At 63.6% G+C, this 18,264-nt stretch carries 14 protein-coding genes and 2 pseudogenes; 10 read left to right on the top strand and 6 right to left on the bottom strand.

Annotation, left to right across the window (positions count from 1 at the left end):
- Positions 1–106: 106 nt before the first annotated feature.
- Both BLU88_RS02845 and BLU88_RS02850 read right to left on the bottom strand, forming a co-directional pair.
- On the bottom strand, positions 107–1,663 hold the full coding sequence (locus tag BLU88_RS02845) for an AbgT family transporter (protein WP_231939551.1): 1,557 nt from the start codon (positions 1,661–1,663) through the stop codon (positions 107–109).
- 55 nt (positions 1,664–1,718) lie between these two features.
- Positions 1,719–2,636 carry an isoaspartyl peptidase/L-asparaginase family protein gene (locus tag BLU88_RS02850; RefSeq protein WP_092009818.1) on the bottom strand — a complete coding sequence of 306 codons (918 nt, stop codon included), beginning with the start codon at positions 2,634–2,636 and terminating at the stop codon, positions 1,719–1,721.
- Between the two features lie 111 nt (positions 2,637–2,747).
- On the opposite strand from BLU88_RS02850, the pseudogene BLU88_RS19105 reads away from it, so the two are divergent.
- Both BLU88_RS19105 and BLU88_RS02855 read left to right on the top strand, forming a co-directional pair.
- A pseudogene (locus tag BLU88_RS19105) lies at positions 2,748–2,963 on the top strand (MurR/RpiR family transcriptional regulator); the annotation flags it as partial.
- 33 nt (positions 2,964–2,996) lie between these two features.
- Entirely contained in the window at positions 2,997–3,590 is a 594-nt protein-coding gene (locus tag BLU88_RS02855) for a MurR/RpiR family transcriptional regulator (protein ID WP_231939552.1), read from the top strand.
- A gap of 22 nt (positions 3,591–3,612) precedes the next feature.
- On the opposite strand, the gene BLU88_RS02860 is transcribed toward BLU88_RS02855, so the two are convergent.
- On the bottom strand, positions 3,613–4,239 hold the full coding sequence (locus tag BLU88_RS02860) for an HAD family hydrolase (RefSeq protein WP_092009822.1): 627 nt from the start codon (positions 4,237–4,239) through the stop codon (positions 3,613–3,615).
- A gap of 98 nt (positions 4,240–4,337) precedes the next feature.
- On the opposite strand from BLU88_RS02860, the gene BLU88_RS02865 reads away from it, so the two are divergent.
- Positions 4,338–4,982, top strand: coding sequence for a GNAT family N-acetyltransferase (locus BLU88_RS02865; protein WP_092009824.1), 645 nt, complete (start codon positions 4,338–4,340; stop codon positions 4,980–4,982).
- Between the two features lie 503 nt (positions 4,983–5,485).
- Here the strand turns inward: BLU88_RS02865 and BLU88_RS02875 are convergent.
- Positions 5,486–5,689, bottom strand: coding sequence for a cold-shock protein (locus BLU88_RS02875; protein ID WP_025776564.1), 204 nt, complete (start codon positions 5,687–5,689; stop codon positions 5,486–5,488).
- Positions 5,690–6,313: 624 nt separating this feature from the next.
- Here BLU88_RS02875 and BLU88_RS02880 point away from each other — a divergent pair.
- The 7 genes and pseudogenes from BLU88_RS02880 (at position 6,314) to BLU88_RS02915 (ending at position 15,251) form a co-directional block, all read left to right on the top strand.
- Positions 6,314–7,405 carry an LCP family protein gene (locus BLU88_RS02880; protein ID WP_231939553.1) on the top strand — a complete coding sequence of 364 codons (1,092 nt, stop codon included), beginning with the start codon at positions 6,314–6,316 and terminating at the stop codon, positions 7,403–7,405.
- 117 nt (positions 7,406–7,522) lie between these two features.
- On the top strand, positions 7,523–7,960 hold the full coding sequence (trxA, locus tag BLU88_RS02885) for a thioredoxin (protein WP_039211761.1): 438 nt from the start codon (positions 7,523–7,525) through the stop codon (positions 7,958–7,960).
- Between the two features lie 41 nt (positions 7,961–8,001).
- A complete protein-coding gene (locus tag BLU88_RS02890; protein WP_092017099.1) occupies positions 8,002–8,658 on the top strand; it encodes a class I SAM-dependent methyltransferase in 657 nt (218 codons plus the stop codon).
- A 173-nt stretch (positions 8,659–8,831) separates the two neighbouring features.
- Positions 8,832–12,017, top strand: a pseudogene (fdnG, locus tag BLU88_RS02900) (formate dehydrogenase-N subunit alpha); the annotation flags it as partial.
- A 386-nt stretch (positions 12,018–12,403) separates the two neighbouring features.
- Positions 12,404–13,531, top strand: a complete 1,128-nt coding sequence (locus BLU88_RS02905; protein WP_092009833.1) for a 4Fe-4S dicluster domain-containing protein — start codon at positions 12,404–12,406, stop codon at positions 13,529–13,531.
- Entirely contained in the window at positions 13,528–14,820 is a 1,293-nt protein-coding gene (gene nrfD, locus BLU88_RS02910; protein WP_092009836.1) for an NrfD/PsrC family molybdoenzyme membrane anchor subunit, read from the top strand. The genes BLU88_RS02905 and nrfD overlap by 4 nt, the downstream gene beginning before the upstream one ends.
- 212 nt (positions 14,821–15,032) lie before the next feature.
- Entirely contained in the window at positions 15,033–15,251 is a 219-nt protein-coding gene (locus tag BLU88_RS02915; protein ID WP_231939554.1) for a hypothetical protein, read from the top strand.
- A 77-nt stretch (positions 15,252–15,328) separates the two neighbouring features.
- Here BLU88_RS02915 and BLU88_RS02920 read toward each other — a convergent pair whose 3' ends face one another.
- Together BLU88_RS02920 and BLU88_RS02925 are read right to left on the bottom strand one after the other, a co-directional pair.
- On the bottom strand, positions 15,329–16,975 hold the full coding sequence (locus BLU88_RS02920) for an amidohydrolase (protein ID WP_092009841.1): 1,647 nt from the start codon (positions 16,973–16,975) through the stop codon (positions 15,329–15,331).
- Complete coding sequence (locus BLU88_RS02925; RefSeq protein ID WP_092009843.1) at positions 16,972–18,237, bottom strand: MFS transporter; 1,266 nt, start codon at positions 18,235–18,237, stop codon at positions 16,972–16,974. Before BLU88_RS02925 ends, BLU88_RS02920 begins: the two co-directional genes overlap by 4 nt.
- Positions 18,238–18,264 lie beyond the last annotated feature (27 nt).

Here is an 18,264-nt window from a genome sequence, read left to right on the forward strand (position 1 = left end):
GGTAACAGCCTTGAACGACGGCTCGACCGACGGACGAGGAGCCCTGCGACCTCCAGCAAAGACGACCGACCTGCTGGTGTGATCGTTCACCGGACCGGATGCGACTCTATCGGGCAGATACGCCCGGACCCAACGGCAGTCCGATGAGATACCACAGGATGAACAGCACCAACCAGACGATGAGGTTCACCAGGGCGATCGGAAGAACCAACGACATCAGAGTACCGACGCCGGCCGTGGGTCTGTGCTGTCGGATGAATCCGAGTGCGAGGACGAAGTAGGGGCTCATCGGAGTCAGGCTGTTCGTTGGGGCGTCTGCGATCCGGAACATCGCTTGGGTGGTTTCTGGAGCAATGTCCAGCAGCATGAGCATCGGGACCAGAACCGGCGCCACGAAGGCGTACATGGCCGACCCTGACGTCAATATGAGGTTGAGGCAGCTGATGAAGAGCACAGCGACGACGAATATGACGATCGGTGCGGCGCCTAGTCGGTCGAGCAGACCAGCGCCTTCGATGGCGATGACTTGGCCGATATTCGTCCATTTGAAGTACGCCAGGAACTGTGACGCAGCGAAGAAGAGAACCACCACCGGCACGAGAGCTGACACGCCAGGAGCCATGAGTTCAGGAATGTCACTGAACTTCTTGATCGCGCCGACGAGGACACCGTAGACGATGCCGACTGTGGTGAAGAACAACATCATGATGACGGCGATATTGTTCATCAGGGGCGAGTCGACGATGCTTCCGTTGTCGCCGCGCAGCGGTGACCCTGTCGGTAGGACAGCGAGGACGAGCAGACCGAAGAAGAGGACCGTGGCAATGCCTGCGCCGATCATGCCACGTTGCTCAGAGTCCTTGAGCTTCATATCCGGCAGCGGATCCGCGTCGATCGAAGGTTCAGCCGCCTCGAGTGCAGCAACTCTCTTGGCCACGACCAGTTCGACGACCAGTGTGATCGACAGTGCCAGCACGATCGACGACGACGCCGAGAAATAGTAGTTCGACAGAGGATTGACACTGTAGTTCGGATCGATCGTGTGAGCAGCTGCCGTTGTCAGGCCGGCAAACACGGCATCCGTGCCGGTGGGGATGAGACCAACACTGCTCGCACCACCCACGGCGACATAAGCAACGACAGCTCCGATGATCGGGCTTCGACCGACCGCTCGATAAGCGATCATAGCCAGGGGAATCATCACAGCAAAAGCCGCGTCGCCAGCGATCTGGGCTGCCATGGCAGTGATAGCGATCATGAACGTCACATAACGCGGATTGACCGTTGATAACATCCCCCGCATCAGAGAGGGCAACAAGCCAGTCGCGTCTGCCACGGAGACTCCCAACGCGACAACGACAATCAGCCCCAAGGGTGGGAAATTCACGAAGTTCTCGATCGCGCCGTCGAGCATCATCTGGATGCCCTCGGTAGTGAGCAGACTCTTGACCACCACGGTCTCGTCGTTTGTCGGATTGACCGATGACAGATCCAATCGAGCGAACAATGCGCTGAGCAGAGCGATCGCAATAGCCAGGCCCACGAATATCCAGAACGGATGCGGCAGTTTGTTTCCTGCTCGGTCCACCGCTTCGAGGGCTTTCATCACTGCCCGAGACAACCGACCTTGCCTATCCTCGTCGGTTGGTGCTTGAACTGACATATTTCTCCTAACCCAGTAATCGAGCACCACTTACCTGCAGCGCTGCAGATGAGGATCACACGTGGGTGTGCGAACCTGTCGAGTCTGATGACCCGTAGAACATATCGCCGCTGTTGTAAGCGGCTAGACCCGCCCCTTCGGACGGGACGACGATGATTCCTCCCATACCATTGCGTGCGGCGATTCGGTCGAGGACAGCGACGACAGCTTCGTTTGGCGCAGATCCGCCGACAGCAACTCGGGCGTGCACGCTGTGCGCTGCTACTTCGGTCATGAAGACTTCCCCGGTTCCGGTGCAGGAGATCGCAAGCGTTCGGTTGTCCGCAAAGGTTCCGGCCCCGATCAGCGGAGTGTCACCGACCCGGCCAGGCTGCTGATTGACGATCCCGCCGGTTGACGTTGCCGCTGCGAGATTGCCCTGAGCATCACGGGCGACGGCACCGACCGTGCCATGCTGGAATGCAGGATTCGGGTGCTCCTGAAAAGCGGCGAGCTCCTGCAACCTCCTTTCGGTGATGAAGTACTCAGGGGCGGCAGTCTCGATCTCCCAGGTGGACAACTGTTCGTCCGTCGGTGCGGCGAAGAGGAGGTGCTCGGAGTCGTCCATCACTGCTCTTGCGGCAGTGATGGGATTGCGCACGGTGGTGACACCGGTGACCGCGCCCGATGCGCCATCGCCGGCCATGATTGAAGCATCGAGTTCAGCGGTTCCTGCCGCCGTGAGCGCGGCACCGTGACCAGCATTGAAGTCTGGGGAGTCTTCAAGCTCACGGACGGCGGCGACGACTGCGTCGACTGCGGATCCGCCGTCGGTGAGTACCGCGTAGCCAGCTGCGAGTACCCTCTCCAGCGCGGCGTGCGCGCTTGCCGTACCGTCTGCGGTCAAGGGCATCGAGCGGTGACCCGCGCCTCCATGGACAATGAGAAGCGGTTCGGTTCCCTGTCCAAAAGACTGCAGGACGGTTTCGGGCATGTCGTGTTCCCTTCATTTGTGCTGAGCGAGAACAGCTTGGCATACTGATTTCATATCTGCAATTCAGATCACATTTGGAACGTATGTTTCATGTATCGAAAGGTCTTCACGATGGAAACGGTCGCGGAGAGAGTCAAATCGTCAATGGACTCGCTCAGCCCCACTGGGCGAAGGATTGCTCGGGCGCTCCTTGCCGACTATCCGAGCGCCGGCTTGGGTACGACATCGTCCCTGGCGAGTGCGGCCAATTCGAGTTCCGCTTCGGTCATCAGGTTCTGTGCGCACCTCGGGTTCGACAGTTTTGTCGAAATGCAGGAACTCCTGAGAACCGAGCTGACGACGCGATCAGCCAGTCCGCTGGTGAGAGCGGAAGCTGAGTCGGTTCGGGGAGACTCTGCCGACGAGTACCTCCGCATCGGAGCCGATCGTGCAACTCTCATCACACGCACTTTCCAGCAGAATCCCAAAACCGAAATCGATCGGCTTGTTCATCTGCTGTCCAAGGTGTCGAACCGAGTCGTCGTCGTTGGGGGGCACTACAGCGGACTCGTGGGCCGATTGGCACAACTGCAGCTGTCCAAGGTGCGACCAGGTGTGGAATTCCTCGAGGACCCGATGGGGCGCGATCTGCACGCAGTGACCGACCTGCGTCGCCGGGATGTGCTGCTGGTGCTTGACGTAAGGCGCTATCAGGACCATCTGTTCGAAGCAGCTGAGGTTGCGAGGAGAGGCTCCGCCACAGTTGCCCTGGTCACCGACCAGTGGCTGTCACCGATCGCCGGCATCGCAGACGTCGTACTGCAGGCGGCTGTCGACGTATCGTTCTTCGACAGCCAGGTCGGTTGTCTGGCGCTGGTGGAGTCGATCGTCCACGAGTCTGCCACCAAGATCGACGGGGCGATCGACCGCCTCCGTGCTTTGGAGGAGCTTCGACCGTCAAGCAGGGAACAGTAGTTCTGGTGTCGGATCGGAACACTCAACCGATTTGAAGTTCCAGTCGGCGAAGGTCGTCTCTCAGCGTTGCAGCATCGGTGAATACGTGCCCGACGAAGCCGAGTCGTTCGGCCGCCTCCACGTTGGCGGGCAGATCATCGACGAAGAGCGTCCGGACCGGGTCGAGGCTGAAGCGGTCGCGAGCCAGCTCGAAGATCGCCGGATCGGGTTTGACCAGGCCGACTTCGCCCGAGACGACGATGTCCTCGAGTTCGCTGATCGCCGGTGCCACAACCGGAGCATGGTGGATGGTCTCAGCTGACCAGTTCGACAATCCGAACATCCGGACACCGGAGTCTCGCAGCTCCGCAACGACCTCGGCCATGCCGTCGATCGGGCCGGTCAGGGACTTGACGAAGTTCTCGTAGTAGCCGGCGACGATCTCACCGTGGCTGGGGTCCGCCTCGGAGGCGCGAGCGACGATTTCGGTGATCGGAACGCCGGAGTCAGCTGCGGTGTTGAGGCTGGGGAAGTCGGCCGCCTCGGCGAAGGAATGCCATTCCTCGGCACTCATGCGATCGGCCAACGGTCCGGTCTGGTCCCAGCCGATGAGAACGTTTCCGAGGTCGAAGACAACGGTCGTCGGGGTCGGGCGTTCGGGTTCGGTCATGGGCCACCACCTGTCATCGGCATCCTGGAGTCGATCTCCACGCTACCCGGAGTCGCCGGACCATTGTGGATTCGATCCGGCTGACTTAGGTTGGTTCCATGATCGGCTACCCGCCACTGCAGATCCGGGTGAAGACTCCCCGACTCGAGCTCGTCGGCGCCGACGATGCGATGCTTGCAGCACTTGCCCCTCTCGTTCGAGAGGGCAAGGTCTTCGCCGAACCCGCGCCTTACGACGATCCGATGTCCTTCTACGAATCCGACCCGGACGTGCGGGTGAGCAGATGGTTGCAGAGCGTGTGGCGCGGACGTGGACGATTCTCTCCCGCTGAGTTCCGTTTGGGGTTCGCCGTGCTCGTCGATGGCGAGGGCGTGGGGATGCAGGACCTTATTGCGGAGAAGTTCGACTCCTGCGGCACGTTCTCCTCCTTCTCCTGGCTGTCGACGGATGTGCGTGGACGGGGCCTCGGTACGGAGATGCGCAGCGCGCTGCTCCATCTTGCGTTCGCGGGTCTCGGGGCCAGGGAGGCCGGATCCGATGCCTTCGTCGACAACATCGGATCGAACAAGGTGTCGGAAACTTTGGGTTATGAGCACAACGGCGTGGAATGGGACATCCGCCGAGGCGAACCGGGACTCATCCAACGCTGGCGCCTGACCCGCGAGTCCTGGGAGGCTGGCCGTCGCGACGATATCGAACTCAGCGGAGTCGATGACTTCCGCACCTTCCTATCCCACCACTGATCCCTCTTTACTACCCGACGGCGGCCCAGATACCTGGCGCGAGGTTGCTCAGCCGCCGTCAGGTAGCAAGAGATGCGGGAGCAGCGATCAGGTCGGGCGGGGTCGGCGGCGCTCGCGGATGATTGCGAGGGTTGTGGCGGTGATCAGTAGGACGAGGGCGACGAGCCACAGGAGCGCGGCAAAGTCATGGAACGTAGTCACCTGGGAACTGAATATGCAGGCTGCGGCAAACAGAACTGATGCGACGATCCAGCGCGTGAGTCTCGAGTGCTTCATTGCTCCTCCGCGGTCACGGTTCACGGTCGTTGGCACCGACTCTAAATAGAGCAAGTACGCCTGTCAACGACGGTGACGGCGGCCCAGATACCTGGCGCCAGGTTGCTCAGCCGCCGTCAGGTAGTAATTGGGGAGGGGATGACAGCGACCCTGCGTTCACACCAAGTGTGTGAACGCAGGGTCGCTGGTGAATCTCAGAAGTCTCTAGGTGAGACTCTCAAAGAGTCTCAGAGGCCGCGGACGCGGGTTGCCTGCAGGCCCTTGGAGCCCATCTCCGAGTCGAACTCGACGTTCTGACCCTCGGTGAGCTCACGGTAGCCGGTGGCTTCGATCGCGGAGAAGTGAGTGAACACGTCAGCCGAACCGTCGTCAGGCTGGATGAATCCGAAACCCTTTTCCGCGTTGAACCATTTCACGGTACCTGTTGCCATAATCTTTGTATCCTTATTTTTTAACTGATGACCGCTGCTGCGATCGTGATGGTCGAACCCATTGCTGGATCCGGCTTTCCCGCTGGCTGGACTGGATCTTCAGACGCAGATCCAACGAAAATCTGTGGGTGAACCGAGGGCGCGGAATCGAAGGTGAGGATGAGTTCTCTGATGTGAGGTCTCTGTCTCAGACGAAATCGTGGGGATTCTCGGTTTCGATCATGCGCTCGAAAGTGCTGGACGGAAGTCGTCAGACGACTGAACTGGGAACTGGAAAATCATGAGGGGCGCGGAAGGCAGACACGCGCCGACGGACAAACACATGGTGACGAGCGAACCTACCTGCTCTTCGAACACCATCTGCTCCGCACATTTCTGTGCGGGAACGATCCCAGCTTAACAGAGTGATTGTCCTGCTGGTGATTTCGACCGAGTCATTACGGGCGGAATCGGCGTCTGCGACCGATGCGGCATGCAGGGTGCCGGCCGGAGTGGACCGGACGGCTCGGAAGATCGAGAGATGGCACACAGGGTTGTGCTCCCGGCCGCACAGACGATTAGGATTGTATACATTCCGTTTTGTATGCAATCCACCGTGACCCCGGACGCAGGAGCACCCGAACCGTGGACAACCGAGAGGCCCCAGTGCCGCCAGGACCCCGCCGACAGCGTCGCCTCGCCGCGAAATACCGGCGGCGGCGCACCTTCGTCGCCATGGCTGCCGTTCTCATCATCGGCGCGCCCGTGACGGTCGCGGCGGCGGTGCACAACCTCGGTGCCAACATTTCGTCCTCTCCGCTGCGTGCCCACGATGGTGACGTTCCGGAGAAGCTCGGGGACGAATCGAACATCCTCATCATCGGTTCCGATACCCGGGACCTCGCTTCGACGAAGGACGGTTCCGGAGATTCCGATCCGAATGCTGACGGGGACGGCGGGGCCGCCTCGGGGCAGGGATTCGGCAGCGCCGAAGGCGCCCGCAGCGATGCGATGATCCTCGCCCACGTGTCCGCTGATGCCAGCCGGATCGACGCCGTCCAGATCCCGCGCGACACGATTATGGATATCCCGGCCTGCAACGACACCGGCCACGGGGCCTCCGAGGCCATGCACGGGATGATCAATTCGGCCCTCAATGCCGGACCGGCCTGTTCGGTCTCGGCCGCCGAGGTGCTCACGGGAATGCGCGTCGACCACTTCATCAACGTCGATTTCGACGGGTTCGCAGCGATCGTCGACGCCCTGGACGGAATCACCGTCGACCTCGATGAACCGCTCAAGGACCCGAAGGCGAACCTCGACCTTCCCGCCGGCGAGCAGACGCTTCGCGGTGACGACGCCCTCGCCCTGGCCCGGACCCGACACGCTGTCGGCGACGGCAGCGACATCGCGCGCATGGGCAATCAGCAGATGGTCATGGAGGCCATCATCGACCGGGCCAAGAGCGGTCAGGTCCTCACCCGACCCGATCGGCTCTACGGATTCCTCGACGCGGTGACGTCCACCCTCGGAGTCGACGACGAGCTCAACTCGGTGAAGGCGCTCGCCTCCATGGCGACGACGGTGGCCTCCGTGGACAAAGACGACATCACGTTCGAGATCATGCCGTGGGCACCGGCACCGGAGAACCCCAACCGAGTGGTCAAGTCCGCCGACGCCGACGCCGTGTTCTCCGCCATCAACGCCGACGAGCCGATCACCGACGCCCTCGACTGAGCGAGCCGGGCCGGCCGAGACCCGACACGGACCGGGCGACCTCGACCGAACGGGCCCACAGCCGTCTGCCCCACCCCGTCCAGGCGATATTCATCCGCGGCTCCTAGACTGGGCCGCATGTCTACGATCGAAATCACGCAAGACAACTTCGAGTCGACCATCAACGACAACGAGATCATCCTCCTCGACTTCTGGGCCGATTGGTGCGGCCCCTGCAAGCAGTTCGCCCCGGTCTTCGAACAGGCCGCCGAGGCCAACCCCGACATCGTCTTCGGCAAGATCGACACTGAAGCCCAGCAGCAGCTGGCCGGACTCTTCGCGATCTCCTCGATCCCGACCCTCGTCGCCTTCCGCCAGGGCATCGTCGTCTTCGCCCAGCCCGGCGCGCTCGCCGCCCCGCAGCTCGAACAGGTCATCACCGCCGTCAAGGGACTCGACATGGACGAGGTCCGTGCCGAACTGGCCAAGCAGGAAGCCGCCGCTGCCGCAGAGACCGACGGCGCGGACGGCGCCGCCCCCGATTCGATCCCCGCCGACCCGGGCGTCGACAAGTGACCGCGACAAGCAGCCACAACGATCACTCCGACAACACCGACGTGCCCGATTCCGTTGCCGCCTGGGAAGAGCGCTACGCGGAATCCGACGACGCCATCTGGTCCGGAAACCCGAACGAATCCCTCGTCGCCGTCGTCTCCGAGATGACCCCCGGCCGCGTCCTCGACGTCGGCTGCGGAGAAGGCGCCGACGTCATCTGGATGGCCGAGAACGGCTGGGACGCCACCGGCATCGACCTCTCGACCACGGCCATCGACCGTGCCCACCGGGCCGCCGAATCCCGCGGAATATCCGCCGATTTCGCCGTCGCCGACGTCTCCACCTGGGAACCGGAAGACCCCGACCGCCGAGGCGGCTTCGACCTCGTCACCGGATCTTTCCTCCACACCCGGTTGCCCGATACCCGGGAAGAGCTCCTCAGCCGCGTCGCCGCCCACGTGGCACCGGGCGGGGCTCTCCTGCTCGTCTCCCATGCGACGATGCCGCCGTGGGCGGCCGAACACAGCGAGAAGTTCGAGCACGGCATGGACCACCACCATGAACTGGTCAGCCCGAACGGGGACTTCGCCCTCCTCATCGGCGCCAGCCCGCACCGGTGGGAGATCGAACTCGCCGACACCCGCACCCGTCAGGTGACCTCGCCGTCGGGCGAACCGGCCGAACTCGAGGACGCGATCCTCCTGGCCCGCCGGGTCTGAACTCAGCGAACCCAGAGACCCGAACAAGGCACCCAGCACCGAGGCGGGCGCGCGGTCGATCATGACCGCGCGGCCGCCTCGGTGAACCGGGCGATTCCCAACCCCTTGAGATGGGGTCGAAAACCCGGTCTCACCTGGTGCATTTCCGCCCTGTGAGGGACTATGGTGGTGCCATGGCTCGGTTCAGCTTCCTCGAGTGGCCGGTACTCCGGCAGCTGCGCACGTCGGATAAGACGGGACGCGGCGAATCCGTCGTGTCCCAGCAGACTCGGGACACCACCCCACGCACGGTCACGGCCGACAAGGTCGTCCAGTCCGTGTGCCCGTACTGTGCCGTCGGCTGCGGACAGAAGATCTTCGTCAAGGATGACAAGGTCGTGCAGATCGAAGGTGACCCGGACTCACCGATCTCACGCGGGAGGCTGTGCCCGAAGGGCGCAGCCAGCGAACAGCTCGTCAACGCTCCCGGTCGTGTCACCGACGTCCTCTACCGGGCTCCGAAGGCCAGGGACTGGACGAAGATCGACCTGTCGACCGCGATCGACATGATCGCCGACCGATTCATCGAAGCTCGCCGCAACCACTGGGAGGACTTCGACGACAAAGGCCACCCGCTGCGGCGGACGATGGGCATCGCCAGCCTCGGCGGGGCGACCATCGACAACGAGGAGAACTACCTCGCCAAGAAGCTCTACACCGCGGCCGGGGCGATACAGATCGAGAACCAGGCGCGTATTTGACACTCCGCCACCGTTCCCAGTTTGGGAACTTCGTTCGGGCGCGGCGGCGCCACACAACCCGTCCAGGATATGGCGAATGCGGACTGCATCATCATCCAGGGTTCCAATATGGCCGAGTGCCACCCCGTGGGCTTCCAATGGGTGAGCGAGGCCAAGGCCCGTGGTGCCCGCGTCATCCACGTCGATCCTCGATTCACACGCACCACCGCGATCGCCGATAAGCATGTGCCCATCCGGGCCGGCTCCGACATCGTGCTGCTCGGTGCGCTCATCAACCGTGTCCTGACCGAGGGCCGCTACTTCGACGAGTACGTGCGCGCCTACACCAACGCCGCGAACCTCATCAGCGACGACTATGTCGACACCGAAGATCTCGACGGACTGTTCTCCGGTTTCGACCCGGACACGAACTCGTACGAGAACTCGACGTGGTCGTACCAGACGGATGAGCACGGTGCTCCGCTTAGAGACCCGAGCCTCGAGGACCCTAAGACGGTCTTCCAGATCCTGCGACACCACTACTCGCGCTACACGCCCGAGATGGTCGAAGAGAACTGCGGAATCAAACCCGCAGACTTCGACTACCTCTACGAATCGGTGACCGAGAACTCGGGTCGGGAACGGACCACGTGCTTCGCCTACGCGGTCGGCTGGACCCAGCACAGCCTCGGTGCGCAGTTCATCCGCACCGCGTCGATCCTCCAGCTCCTGCTGGGCAATATGGGTCGCCCGGGCGGCGGAATCATGGCGTTGCGCGGGCACGCGACGATCCAGGGATCGACCGATATTCCGACCCTCTTCAATCTGCTGCCCGGCTACCTGCCGATGCCCAGCTCCGGAGTCCACGACACCTTCGATGACTACGTCGCCGCCGTCGGCACGCCGGAGACCCACAAGGGTTATTGGGCCAACGGCCGTGCCTACACCACCAGCCTGCTCACGGCCTGGTGGGGTGATGCTGCCACCGCGGACAACGACTTCGCCTTCGACTATCTGCCGCGTATCAACGGCGCGCACGGCACCTATCAGACCGCGGTGCGCATGCTCAACGACGGTGTCGACGGCTACTTCCTGCTCGGGCAGAACCCGGCCGTGGGATCGGCCAACGGGCGCATGCAGCGCATGGCGATGAGCCACCTGAAGTGGATGGTCGTTCGCGACTTCAGCCTCATCGAATCCGCCACCTGGTGGAAGGACGGCCCCGAGATCGAGACCGGGGAGCTGAAGACCGAGGACATCGACACCGAGATGTTCTTCCTGCCTGCGGCCAACCACACGGAGAAGGCCGGCACTTTCACGCAGACCCAGCGTCTCGTGCAATGGCGGCACAAGGCCGTCAATCCGCCCGGGGACGCACAGAGCGAACTCGACTTCTTCTTTGAACTCGGCCAAGCCGTGCGCGAGAAACTCAAGGACTCCGACGATCCGCGGGATCGGCCGCTGCTCGACTTGACCTGGGACTACCCAGTCGACGAGGAAGGCGAAGTCGACGCCGAGGCGGTCGTCAAGGAGATCAACGGCTACTTCATCGGTGGTGACCGCGACGGTGAGCCGCTGGACAACTTCAACCAGATGACCGATGACGGCTCCACCGCCGGAGGCTGCTGGATCTACGCCGGCGTCTACGCGGGAGGCCAGAATATGGCCGCCCGCCGCAAACCGCGCGACGAGCAGGACGAGACCGCCGCCGAATGGGCGTGGGCATGGCCGGCGAACCGGCGCGTGCTATACAACCGTGCCTCGGCCGCACCCGACGGAACTCCCTGGTCGGAGCGGAAGAAGTTCGTGTGGTGGGACGAGGAGGCCGGGAAGTGGACGGGCAAGGACGTGCCCGACTTCCCGATCGACCGCGCACCCGCCGCCCGTTCGGATGCCGCCTATGGCGGTCCCGCGAATCTCGACGGTGACGATCCCTTCATCATGCAGGCCGACGGCAAGGGCTGGCTGTTCGCACCCAGCGGCATGATCGACGGGCCGATTCCCACCCACTACGAGCCGCAGGAATCGACGGTCGCGAACCCGCTGTACTCACAGCAGAACAGTCCGACCCGGATGGTCATGCGCCGTGAGGACAACCTGTCCGCCCCCGGTGCCGGGGTGCCCGGATCCGAGGTCTTTCCCTATGTGTTCACGACCTACCGGCTCACCGAGCACCACACGGCCGGAGGCATGTCCCGGTGGCTGCCGTACCTGTCGGAGCTGCAGCCGGAGATGTTCTGCGAGATCTCACCGGAACTCGCCGCCGAGGTGGGGCTCGAGTCCTACGGTTGGGCGACTTTGGTCTCCCCGCGGGCGGCGATCGAGGCCCGTGTCCTCGTGACGAAGCGGATGACCCCGCTGACGATCGGTGGGAAGACGGTCCACCAGATCGGGCTGCCTTACCACTGGGGCGTGGGCGGTCAGGGTGCCGTTGTCGAAGGCGATTCCGCCAACGACCTGCTCGGTGTGACGATGGACCCCAACGTCTACATCCAGAATAGCAAGTACGTGGCCGGTACGATCATGCCCGGCCGCCGCCCTCGTGGACCCGAACTCGTCGACTTCGTCGAGAAGTACCAACGCGAGGCGGGACTCAGCCCCGAATCCGGCAACCAGCAGGTCACTGTGTCCGCCGAGGATGTCGAGACGTCCAATGCCGCTGGACAGGGTCGCAGCGCCGGTGGGCACGCTCACCGAGGCGGTGATTCGGCCGTCGGCGTCACCCCCGGCAGGACCTTAGACGGGGGAGCTCAGGGACGCTCTGATCGGGACGGCACGACCGCCTCGGCGACGGTCGACAGTGCCGAGGATCGCAGCGGCAGGATCACCATCGAACCCGCCGAGGCTTCCGAATCTGCCGAGACGGCCGTGGCGAACCGCGCCGACGACGGGGACCCCAGCGACGGCGAACCCGACCACGGACGGCACGCCGACGGCAGTGCGATCGCCGAAACCGAGGTGGCCGAGGCGGAAGCTCGCGCCCGCGCAGCTCGGGAACGGCAGGAGAACGAGGAGGAGGACGACTGATGTCGACACCGACGATCGATGATGGCACCTTGGCGGACGGCCACTGGCACGATTCCGCGCACAGCCGCAAAGGATTCTTCACCGACACCTCGATCTGCATCGGCTGCAAGGCCTGCGAGGTCGCGTGCAAGGAATGGAACCACAACCCACAGGACGGCACCTTCGAACTGCTGGGCTCGTCGTACGACAACACGGGCAGCCTCGGCGCGAACACCTGGCGGCACGTCGCGTTCATCGAACAGGATTCCGAACGCATCGAGAAGGCACGGGAGTCCGGACGCAAGCTCGTCAATCTCGGCATGCCCACCATCCGCCCGCGCACCGATGAGAACGCCGGTGCGCAGCCGCTGGACGGTGCCTTGGGTGCCGCGGCCGAGGGACGGACCTCCGCCGGACTGCCGACGACTCCTGAACTGGGGGTCGATCTGCTGGCACCCGGAGTCCTGGAACCGACCGACCTGTCGAACGTCGATACGACACCCCCGGACACCGCGGACTTCCGGTGGCTGATGTCCTCCGACGTGTGCAAACACTGCACGCACGCCGGCTGCCTCGACGTGTGTCCGACCGGTGCGCTCTTCCGCACCGAATTCGACACCGTCGTCGTCCAGAATGATGTCTGCAACGGCTGCGGAACCTGCGTGGCCGGCTGCCCCTTCGGCGTCATCGAACGCCGAGACGACGGCACGATCAATACCCCCACTGACCGGGATGATCGCAAGGCCGCGGACATGGATGTGCCGAACGCGGGCACGGCGAACAAGTGCACCCTCTGCTACGACCGCCTCGTTGAGGGTCAGGAACCGGCCTGCGCCCAGACCTGCCCGACTCAGTCGATCAAGTTCGGCGATCGGCAGGACATGGTCGACCAGGCGCACGACCGCGTGGCCGAGCTCCATGCGAAGGGCCTGACCGAGGCCCGCCTGTACGGCGCGAACCCGAAAGACGGGGTCGGCGGCACCGGATCCGTGTTCCTCCTCCTCGACGAACCCGAGGTCTACGGTCTGCCGCCGGATCCGCGGGTCGCGACGAAGGACCTGCCGAAGATGTACGCCAACGCCGGGATCGCGGCGCTGGGCATGGTCGCCGCGGCCGGACTGGCGTTCCTCGGGAGCCGCCGTTCATGAGCACCTCAGAATACGATTCCTACCGCCCACCCGAGCCAGAAGGCGGACGCAGGAAACGTCGCCGAGGCGGCCGTGGAGGTCCCGGCGGATCTGACGGTTCCGGTGGTCGACGGGGTGGTCGCGGCGGCGGATGGAAGAACCGCGGAGCTGACGGCAACCGTGAGATGCCGATGGTCGAGGACGTCGAGTTCACCTCGTATTACGGTCGACCGATCGTCAAGGCTCCGCCGTGGGGCGATGAGATCGGTGCGTACCTGTTCCTCGGAGGACTGGCCGGGGGGTCGTCTCTGCTGGGCTTCGGCGCGCAGATGACCGGTCGTCCGGGTCTGCGTATCGCCTCCAGGATGACCGCGATCGCTGCGACCGGCATCGGCGGCGTTGCACTCGTGGCCGACCTCGGCAGGCCCGAACGGTTCCTCAACATGATGCGCGTCGTCAAGATCTCTTCGCCGATGAGCCTGGGTACCTGGATCCTCTCAGCCTTCGGTGTCGGATCGGGAGTGACCTTCGCGATCGAACTCGACCGGATCACGGGTGAGAAGCTGCTGCCCCTGGGGCCGCTGCGGAAGGTGCTCCATGGCATGGAGACGTCTGCTGCAGTTGAGTCCGCTTTCTTTGCCACACCGCTTGCCGCCTATACCGCCGTGCTTCTGGGCGCGACGGCCGTTCCGACCTGGAACGCCGCCGGCCGCAATGGTCTGCCGTACGTGTTCGTATCCTCTGCTTCGATGGCTGCCGGAGGCGCCGCGATGGCATTGGCGCCGGTGGCCGAGACCGGACCGGCCAGGCTGCTCGCTCTTGCTGGTACCGCCGGTGAGGCCTATGCGATGTCGGCGATGAAGAAGAACATGCACCCGGCCGAGGTCGATCCGATGGACGATGGCGAACCGGGCCGCAAGCTCCACCGCGCCGAGAAGCTGCTCATCGCCGGAGCCGTCGGTGCCGCCGCAGTCGAGGTGGGCGCGCGCGTGTTCGGGAAGAAGCTGGCCCGGGGTTCCGGTACGACGGGTGCTTCGGGTGTGGCTGGCGCAGTTGCCGAGGCTGTCGGAAGTGCAGGCTCTGTTGGAGTCGCCAAGCGGAGTTGGAAGACGCGTGCCGTCCTGCGAGGGCTGTCCGTCGTCTCTGGTGCGGCACTTGCTGCCGCCTCGGCGTACACGCGTTTCGGAGTACTCGAGGCCGGAATCGAATCGACGAAGGACCCGCGCCACGTGGTCGAACCGCAGCGCGCCCGCCTCGAAGATCGTCGGGCTCGCGGCATCACCGACGACTCCATCACTACCGGCCGGTAGGCGCGCGGGCGAAAGCATCCCGCACCGTTCGTGCTGGCGCCTCCACTCAGGAGCACCTCCTACAGATGGCTCAGCTTCCATCACCGTTCGCGCCAAAACACCTCGGTGCAGCGGGTGGTTATGTCGCTAATGGTGACCGAGGCCCGGAGGACTGCCGCGACCCGGCAATATAGCTTGCGAAATACTACGTACTGAGTAGGCTGATGAGTCCTATGAAGAAGTTGCTCAAGGATCGTCAGAGCCTGAGAAGTGCTGTGCTTATAGCACTGCTCTTCCCACTCGTCTACTTCGGCATGCATCTGCTCGGTTGGGGCAACGATTCATTCAACTGGTGGCAGACAGTGTTGGGCGGCCTCTTCACCGGCGCCTTCTACTGGTTCTTCACATCCAGCTTCCGCCAGTTCCGCGACGAGGACGTCACCCCACGCTGAGCAGGTATCGCGGTGACGCCGAGCCGCAGCCCCGCCATCTGAAGAAACGGACTGCGGGCAATGGCTCTTCTTCCAAGTCAGCCATCTACGACTGAATCAGTGTTCCTCCACACCACCTCACCGTCGACGAAGGTGGCACGCACCTGCGCCTCGAGTAGTCGGTCTTGATCATCGGAGAAGGGATCGACGTCGAGAACGACGAGGTTGGCACGACCCCCTGGGGTGATCCGGCCAATGCCGTCGGCGAATCCCCCTGCCAGCGCCGAGGTATGCGTGAGCGCACCCAATGCTTGGGCTGGCGTGAAGGCTCGCTCCGGATGATAGCTGCTATCCCCAGGTTCTAGTGCCGAGCGGGTGGTCAAGGCGATGAAGAGGTTGTGCGACATCTGATGCGGTGCCGTCGGCGCATCCGTGCCCAGAGCAATGTGGACTCCGGCTTTTCGGAACTTCTGCCACGGGAACCCGCTCTCGGCGCGTTGCCCTCCGAGCACCGTCATCCAATTGCCCATGATCGCCGGATCGCAGTGCACCGGCTGCATCGATGCAACGACGCCGAGGCCGGCCATGCGTGCGATCGTCTCATCGGTCACCGACTCGAGGTGTTCGATCCGCGGGGACCGGATTCGGGGTCCATTGACGCGCACGCATTCGGCCACAAGGTCGAGAGCGATCTCACTGGCGTGGTCACCGATGGCGTGCATTGCAAGCTCGAGTCCATGAGCATCGGCAGCGACAGCGACCGGAGCCGCCGATTCGAACGACCAGATCGGCCCGGCATGAGTGCCGTCGACATAAGGATCGCGCATGGCTGCAGTGCAGGCATCGATGACGCCATCGAGAATGAACTTCACACCGACGATGCGGAACCATTCGGAGCCAGCGAGGTCGGCGAACTGGTCGCGAACCTCGGCGGCCCGCGCGACAGCGGCGAGATCGCGGGTCGGATCGCCGGTGGGCCGAAGCAGCCAGTGAGCGGTAACCGGAAACGGCAGTCGTCCGTCCCTCTCGAGTCGACGGCGGAAAGTCGCCGCCTCTGTCTCGCCCACCGCCATGTCGGTCGCCGATGTAACTCCGTTCTCCAGATAGACGCGGAAAGCGCTGTCGAGAAAACGATCACGATCTTCATCGGTCGTGACGGACTCGAGATAGGACCATGCGTACTCGATGGCTGCATTCTCGAGCAGGAACCCGGTCGCCTGCCCCTGCCCATTCCGGACGATTTCGCCGCCGTGCGGGTTCGGTGTCGCCTCTGTGATGCCCATGGCCTCAAGCGCTGCTGTATTCACCCAAGCGGAATGCACATCATTGGAGTCGAGGAGCACGGGGACGTCGCTGACCACCTCGTCGATCATGTCAGCCGTGGGCCGCTCGCCGGGGATGGCGTCGAACATCCAACCCGAGCCCAGCACGCACGGGGCCTCGGGCTGCTCCTGTCGCTTGAGCGCCAGGCGCTCTTGGATCTCCTCGAGACTCGTGCAGTCACGCAGCTGAACTTTGTCCAGCGTCTGGCCGAGCATCATCATGTGCGTGTGTCCCTCGACGAATCCGGGAGCGAGGAGGCCGCCTTCGAGGTCGATCCGCTGCGCGGAGTCTCCCGCGATCTCGAGGACTGCGGAGGCTTCACCGACGGCAAGGATGCGACCGGAATCGACTGCCACCGCTTCACCGATCGGCGCGTGTTGATCTCCGGTGAAGACAGCGGCATTCTCATAGACCGTGGTCATGGTGTCCTTTCGTGGATTTCTGTGGTCTGATCGAGGCTGTTGAGCGTCTTCTCTACGCGGGTCGAGACCCGTGCGATGAGCACCGTCGGAATGATGAGGACGAAGCTGACGGTGCCCATGATCAGTCCGAAGTTCGGAATTCCGACACCGTCGATGATCCAGGCTCCGATGATCGGGGCGAAGCTCGAACCGACGATGTAGGCTCCGACCAGCGGTCCTGACCAGGTCCCTCGCGCGTCGAGTCCGGCGGCGGTGGCGATGAAGAGTGTAAAGGCGAAGGCGTAGAGGGTGTTCACCGCGATGATGAGAGTGGCGAGCATTGCGGGGTCCGTCTCCACACCGATCCAGATCTTGATCGCTCCTCCGAGTGCCAGTGCGATGCCCAAGGGCAGGGCGCGTCCGATTCGGCTGCCGAGCAGGGTCACAGCGAGCATTGCTCCGGCACCGATGCCCGCAGCCGCGCTGAGCGCGAAGCCGAGGGTCTGATCGGACATGCCGACCGCATCACCGAGGGTCGGGGCCAGTGTCCACACCGAATCCTCGCTGGTTCCCCATAGGGGGAAGACGATGAGGACGCCGATTCCTGCGAGGATGACCGCGCGCGGGGACCGTGATCGACTCGACGAATGCTTCGCCTCGGCTTTGGTTTCGGCGAGCACCTCGGTCGTCGATGTTTCAGGTGTGCTCGGCAGCCAAATCGTCACGGCGAGGCTGATCAGCGATAGCAGGGCCAGAGAACCGAAAACGGTGGTCTGGGCCAAGCCGAGGATGGGAATGACGGCGAGGACGACCATGACGAGGAGCCGGTTGACGACTCCGGACGATGCGCTGACCCGGTTGGGGTTCCGCAGTGCGGCAATCGCCGCGCCCGAGGTCGATACCGCAGTGCCGAGTCCCGCCGAGCCGATGAGGAAGCTGACGACGATGAGCGCTGTGGGTCCGGTGACCAGCGCAGCGACGAGAAAGGCAATAGTCGCAATGCCGAGTCCGCTGACGGCGATGGTGCGTCTCCTGGCCCCGGCTGCGGCACGGGAGGTCGCTAACCCGATGATCGCCGAAGTGAAGAGTCCCCAGGTGAGGATGTTGCCTGAGGCGACGACGTCGAATCCGATCTGCTCGAAGACCGACATGATCAGAGGGGCGAGGTTGGCCAGCATGAGTCCAGCGAGAGAGACGAGGAAGACCGCACTTCCATTTCGCGGCCCGAGGGGCACCCGAGGATCGTCCGGTGACGGCGGTGCGGAAGTGAAGGTGGAACTCATAGGGCGGCCCCTTTGCCAGTGAAAGTC

Source organism: Brevibacterium siliguriense, assembly GCF_900105315.1.
Classification (GTDB): Bacteria; Actinomycetota; Actinomycetes; order Actinomycetales; family Brevibacteriaceae; genus Brevibacterium; species Brevibacterium siliguriense.

Excerpts from the sequence above, each read along its gene's own strand:
- BLU88_RS02915 (WP_231939554.1), top strand. The coding sequence starts at position 15,033 with ATGAAGAAGTTGCTCAAGGATCGTCAGAGCCTGAGAAGTGCTGTGCTT.
- BLU88_RS02925 (WP_092009843.1), bottom strand. The coding sequence starts at position 18,237 with ATGAGTTCCACCTTCACTTCCGCACCGCCGTCACCGGACGATCCTCGG.
- BLU88_RS02905 (WP_092009833.1), top strand. The coding sequence starts at position 12,404 with ATGTCGACACCGACGATCGATGATGGCACCTTGGCGGACGGCCACTGG.
- BLU88_RS02845 (WP_231939551.1), bottom strand. The coding sequence starts at position 1,663 with ATGTCAGTTCAAGCACCAACCGACGAGGATAGGCAAGGTCGGTTGTCT.
- BLU88_RS02850 (WP_092009818.1), bottom strand. The coding sequence starts at position 2,636 with ATGCCCGAAACCGTCCTGCAGTCTTTTGGACAGGGAACCGAACCGCTT.
- BLU88_RS02860 (WP_092009822.1), bottom strand. The coding sequence starts at position 4,239 with ATGACCGAACCCGAACGCCCGACCCCGACGACCGTTGTCTTCGACCTC.
- BLU88_RS02875 (WP_025776564.1), bottom strand. The coding sequence starts at position 5,689 with ATGGCAACAGGTACCGTGAAATGGTTCAACGCGGAAAAGGGTTTCGGA.
- BLU88_RS02865 (WP_092009824.1), top strand. The coding sequence starts at position 4,338 with ATGATCGGCTACCCGCCACTGCAGATCCGGGTGAAGACTCCCCGACTC.
- trxA (WP_039211761.1), top strand. The coding sequence starts at position 7,523 with ATGTCTACGATCGAAATCACGCAAGACAACTTCGAGTCGACCATCAAC.
- BLU88_RS02920 (WP_092009841.1), bottom strand. The coding sequence starts at position 16,975 with ATGACCACGGTCTATGAGAATGCCGCTGTCTTCACCGGAGATCAACAC.
- nrfD (WP_092009836.1), top strand. The coding sequence starts at position 13,528 with ATGAGCACCTCAGAATACGATTCCTACCGCCCACCCGAGCCAGAAGGC.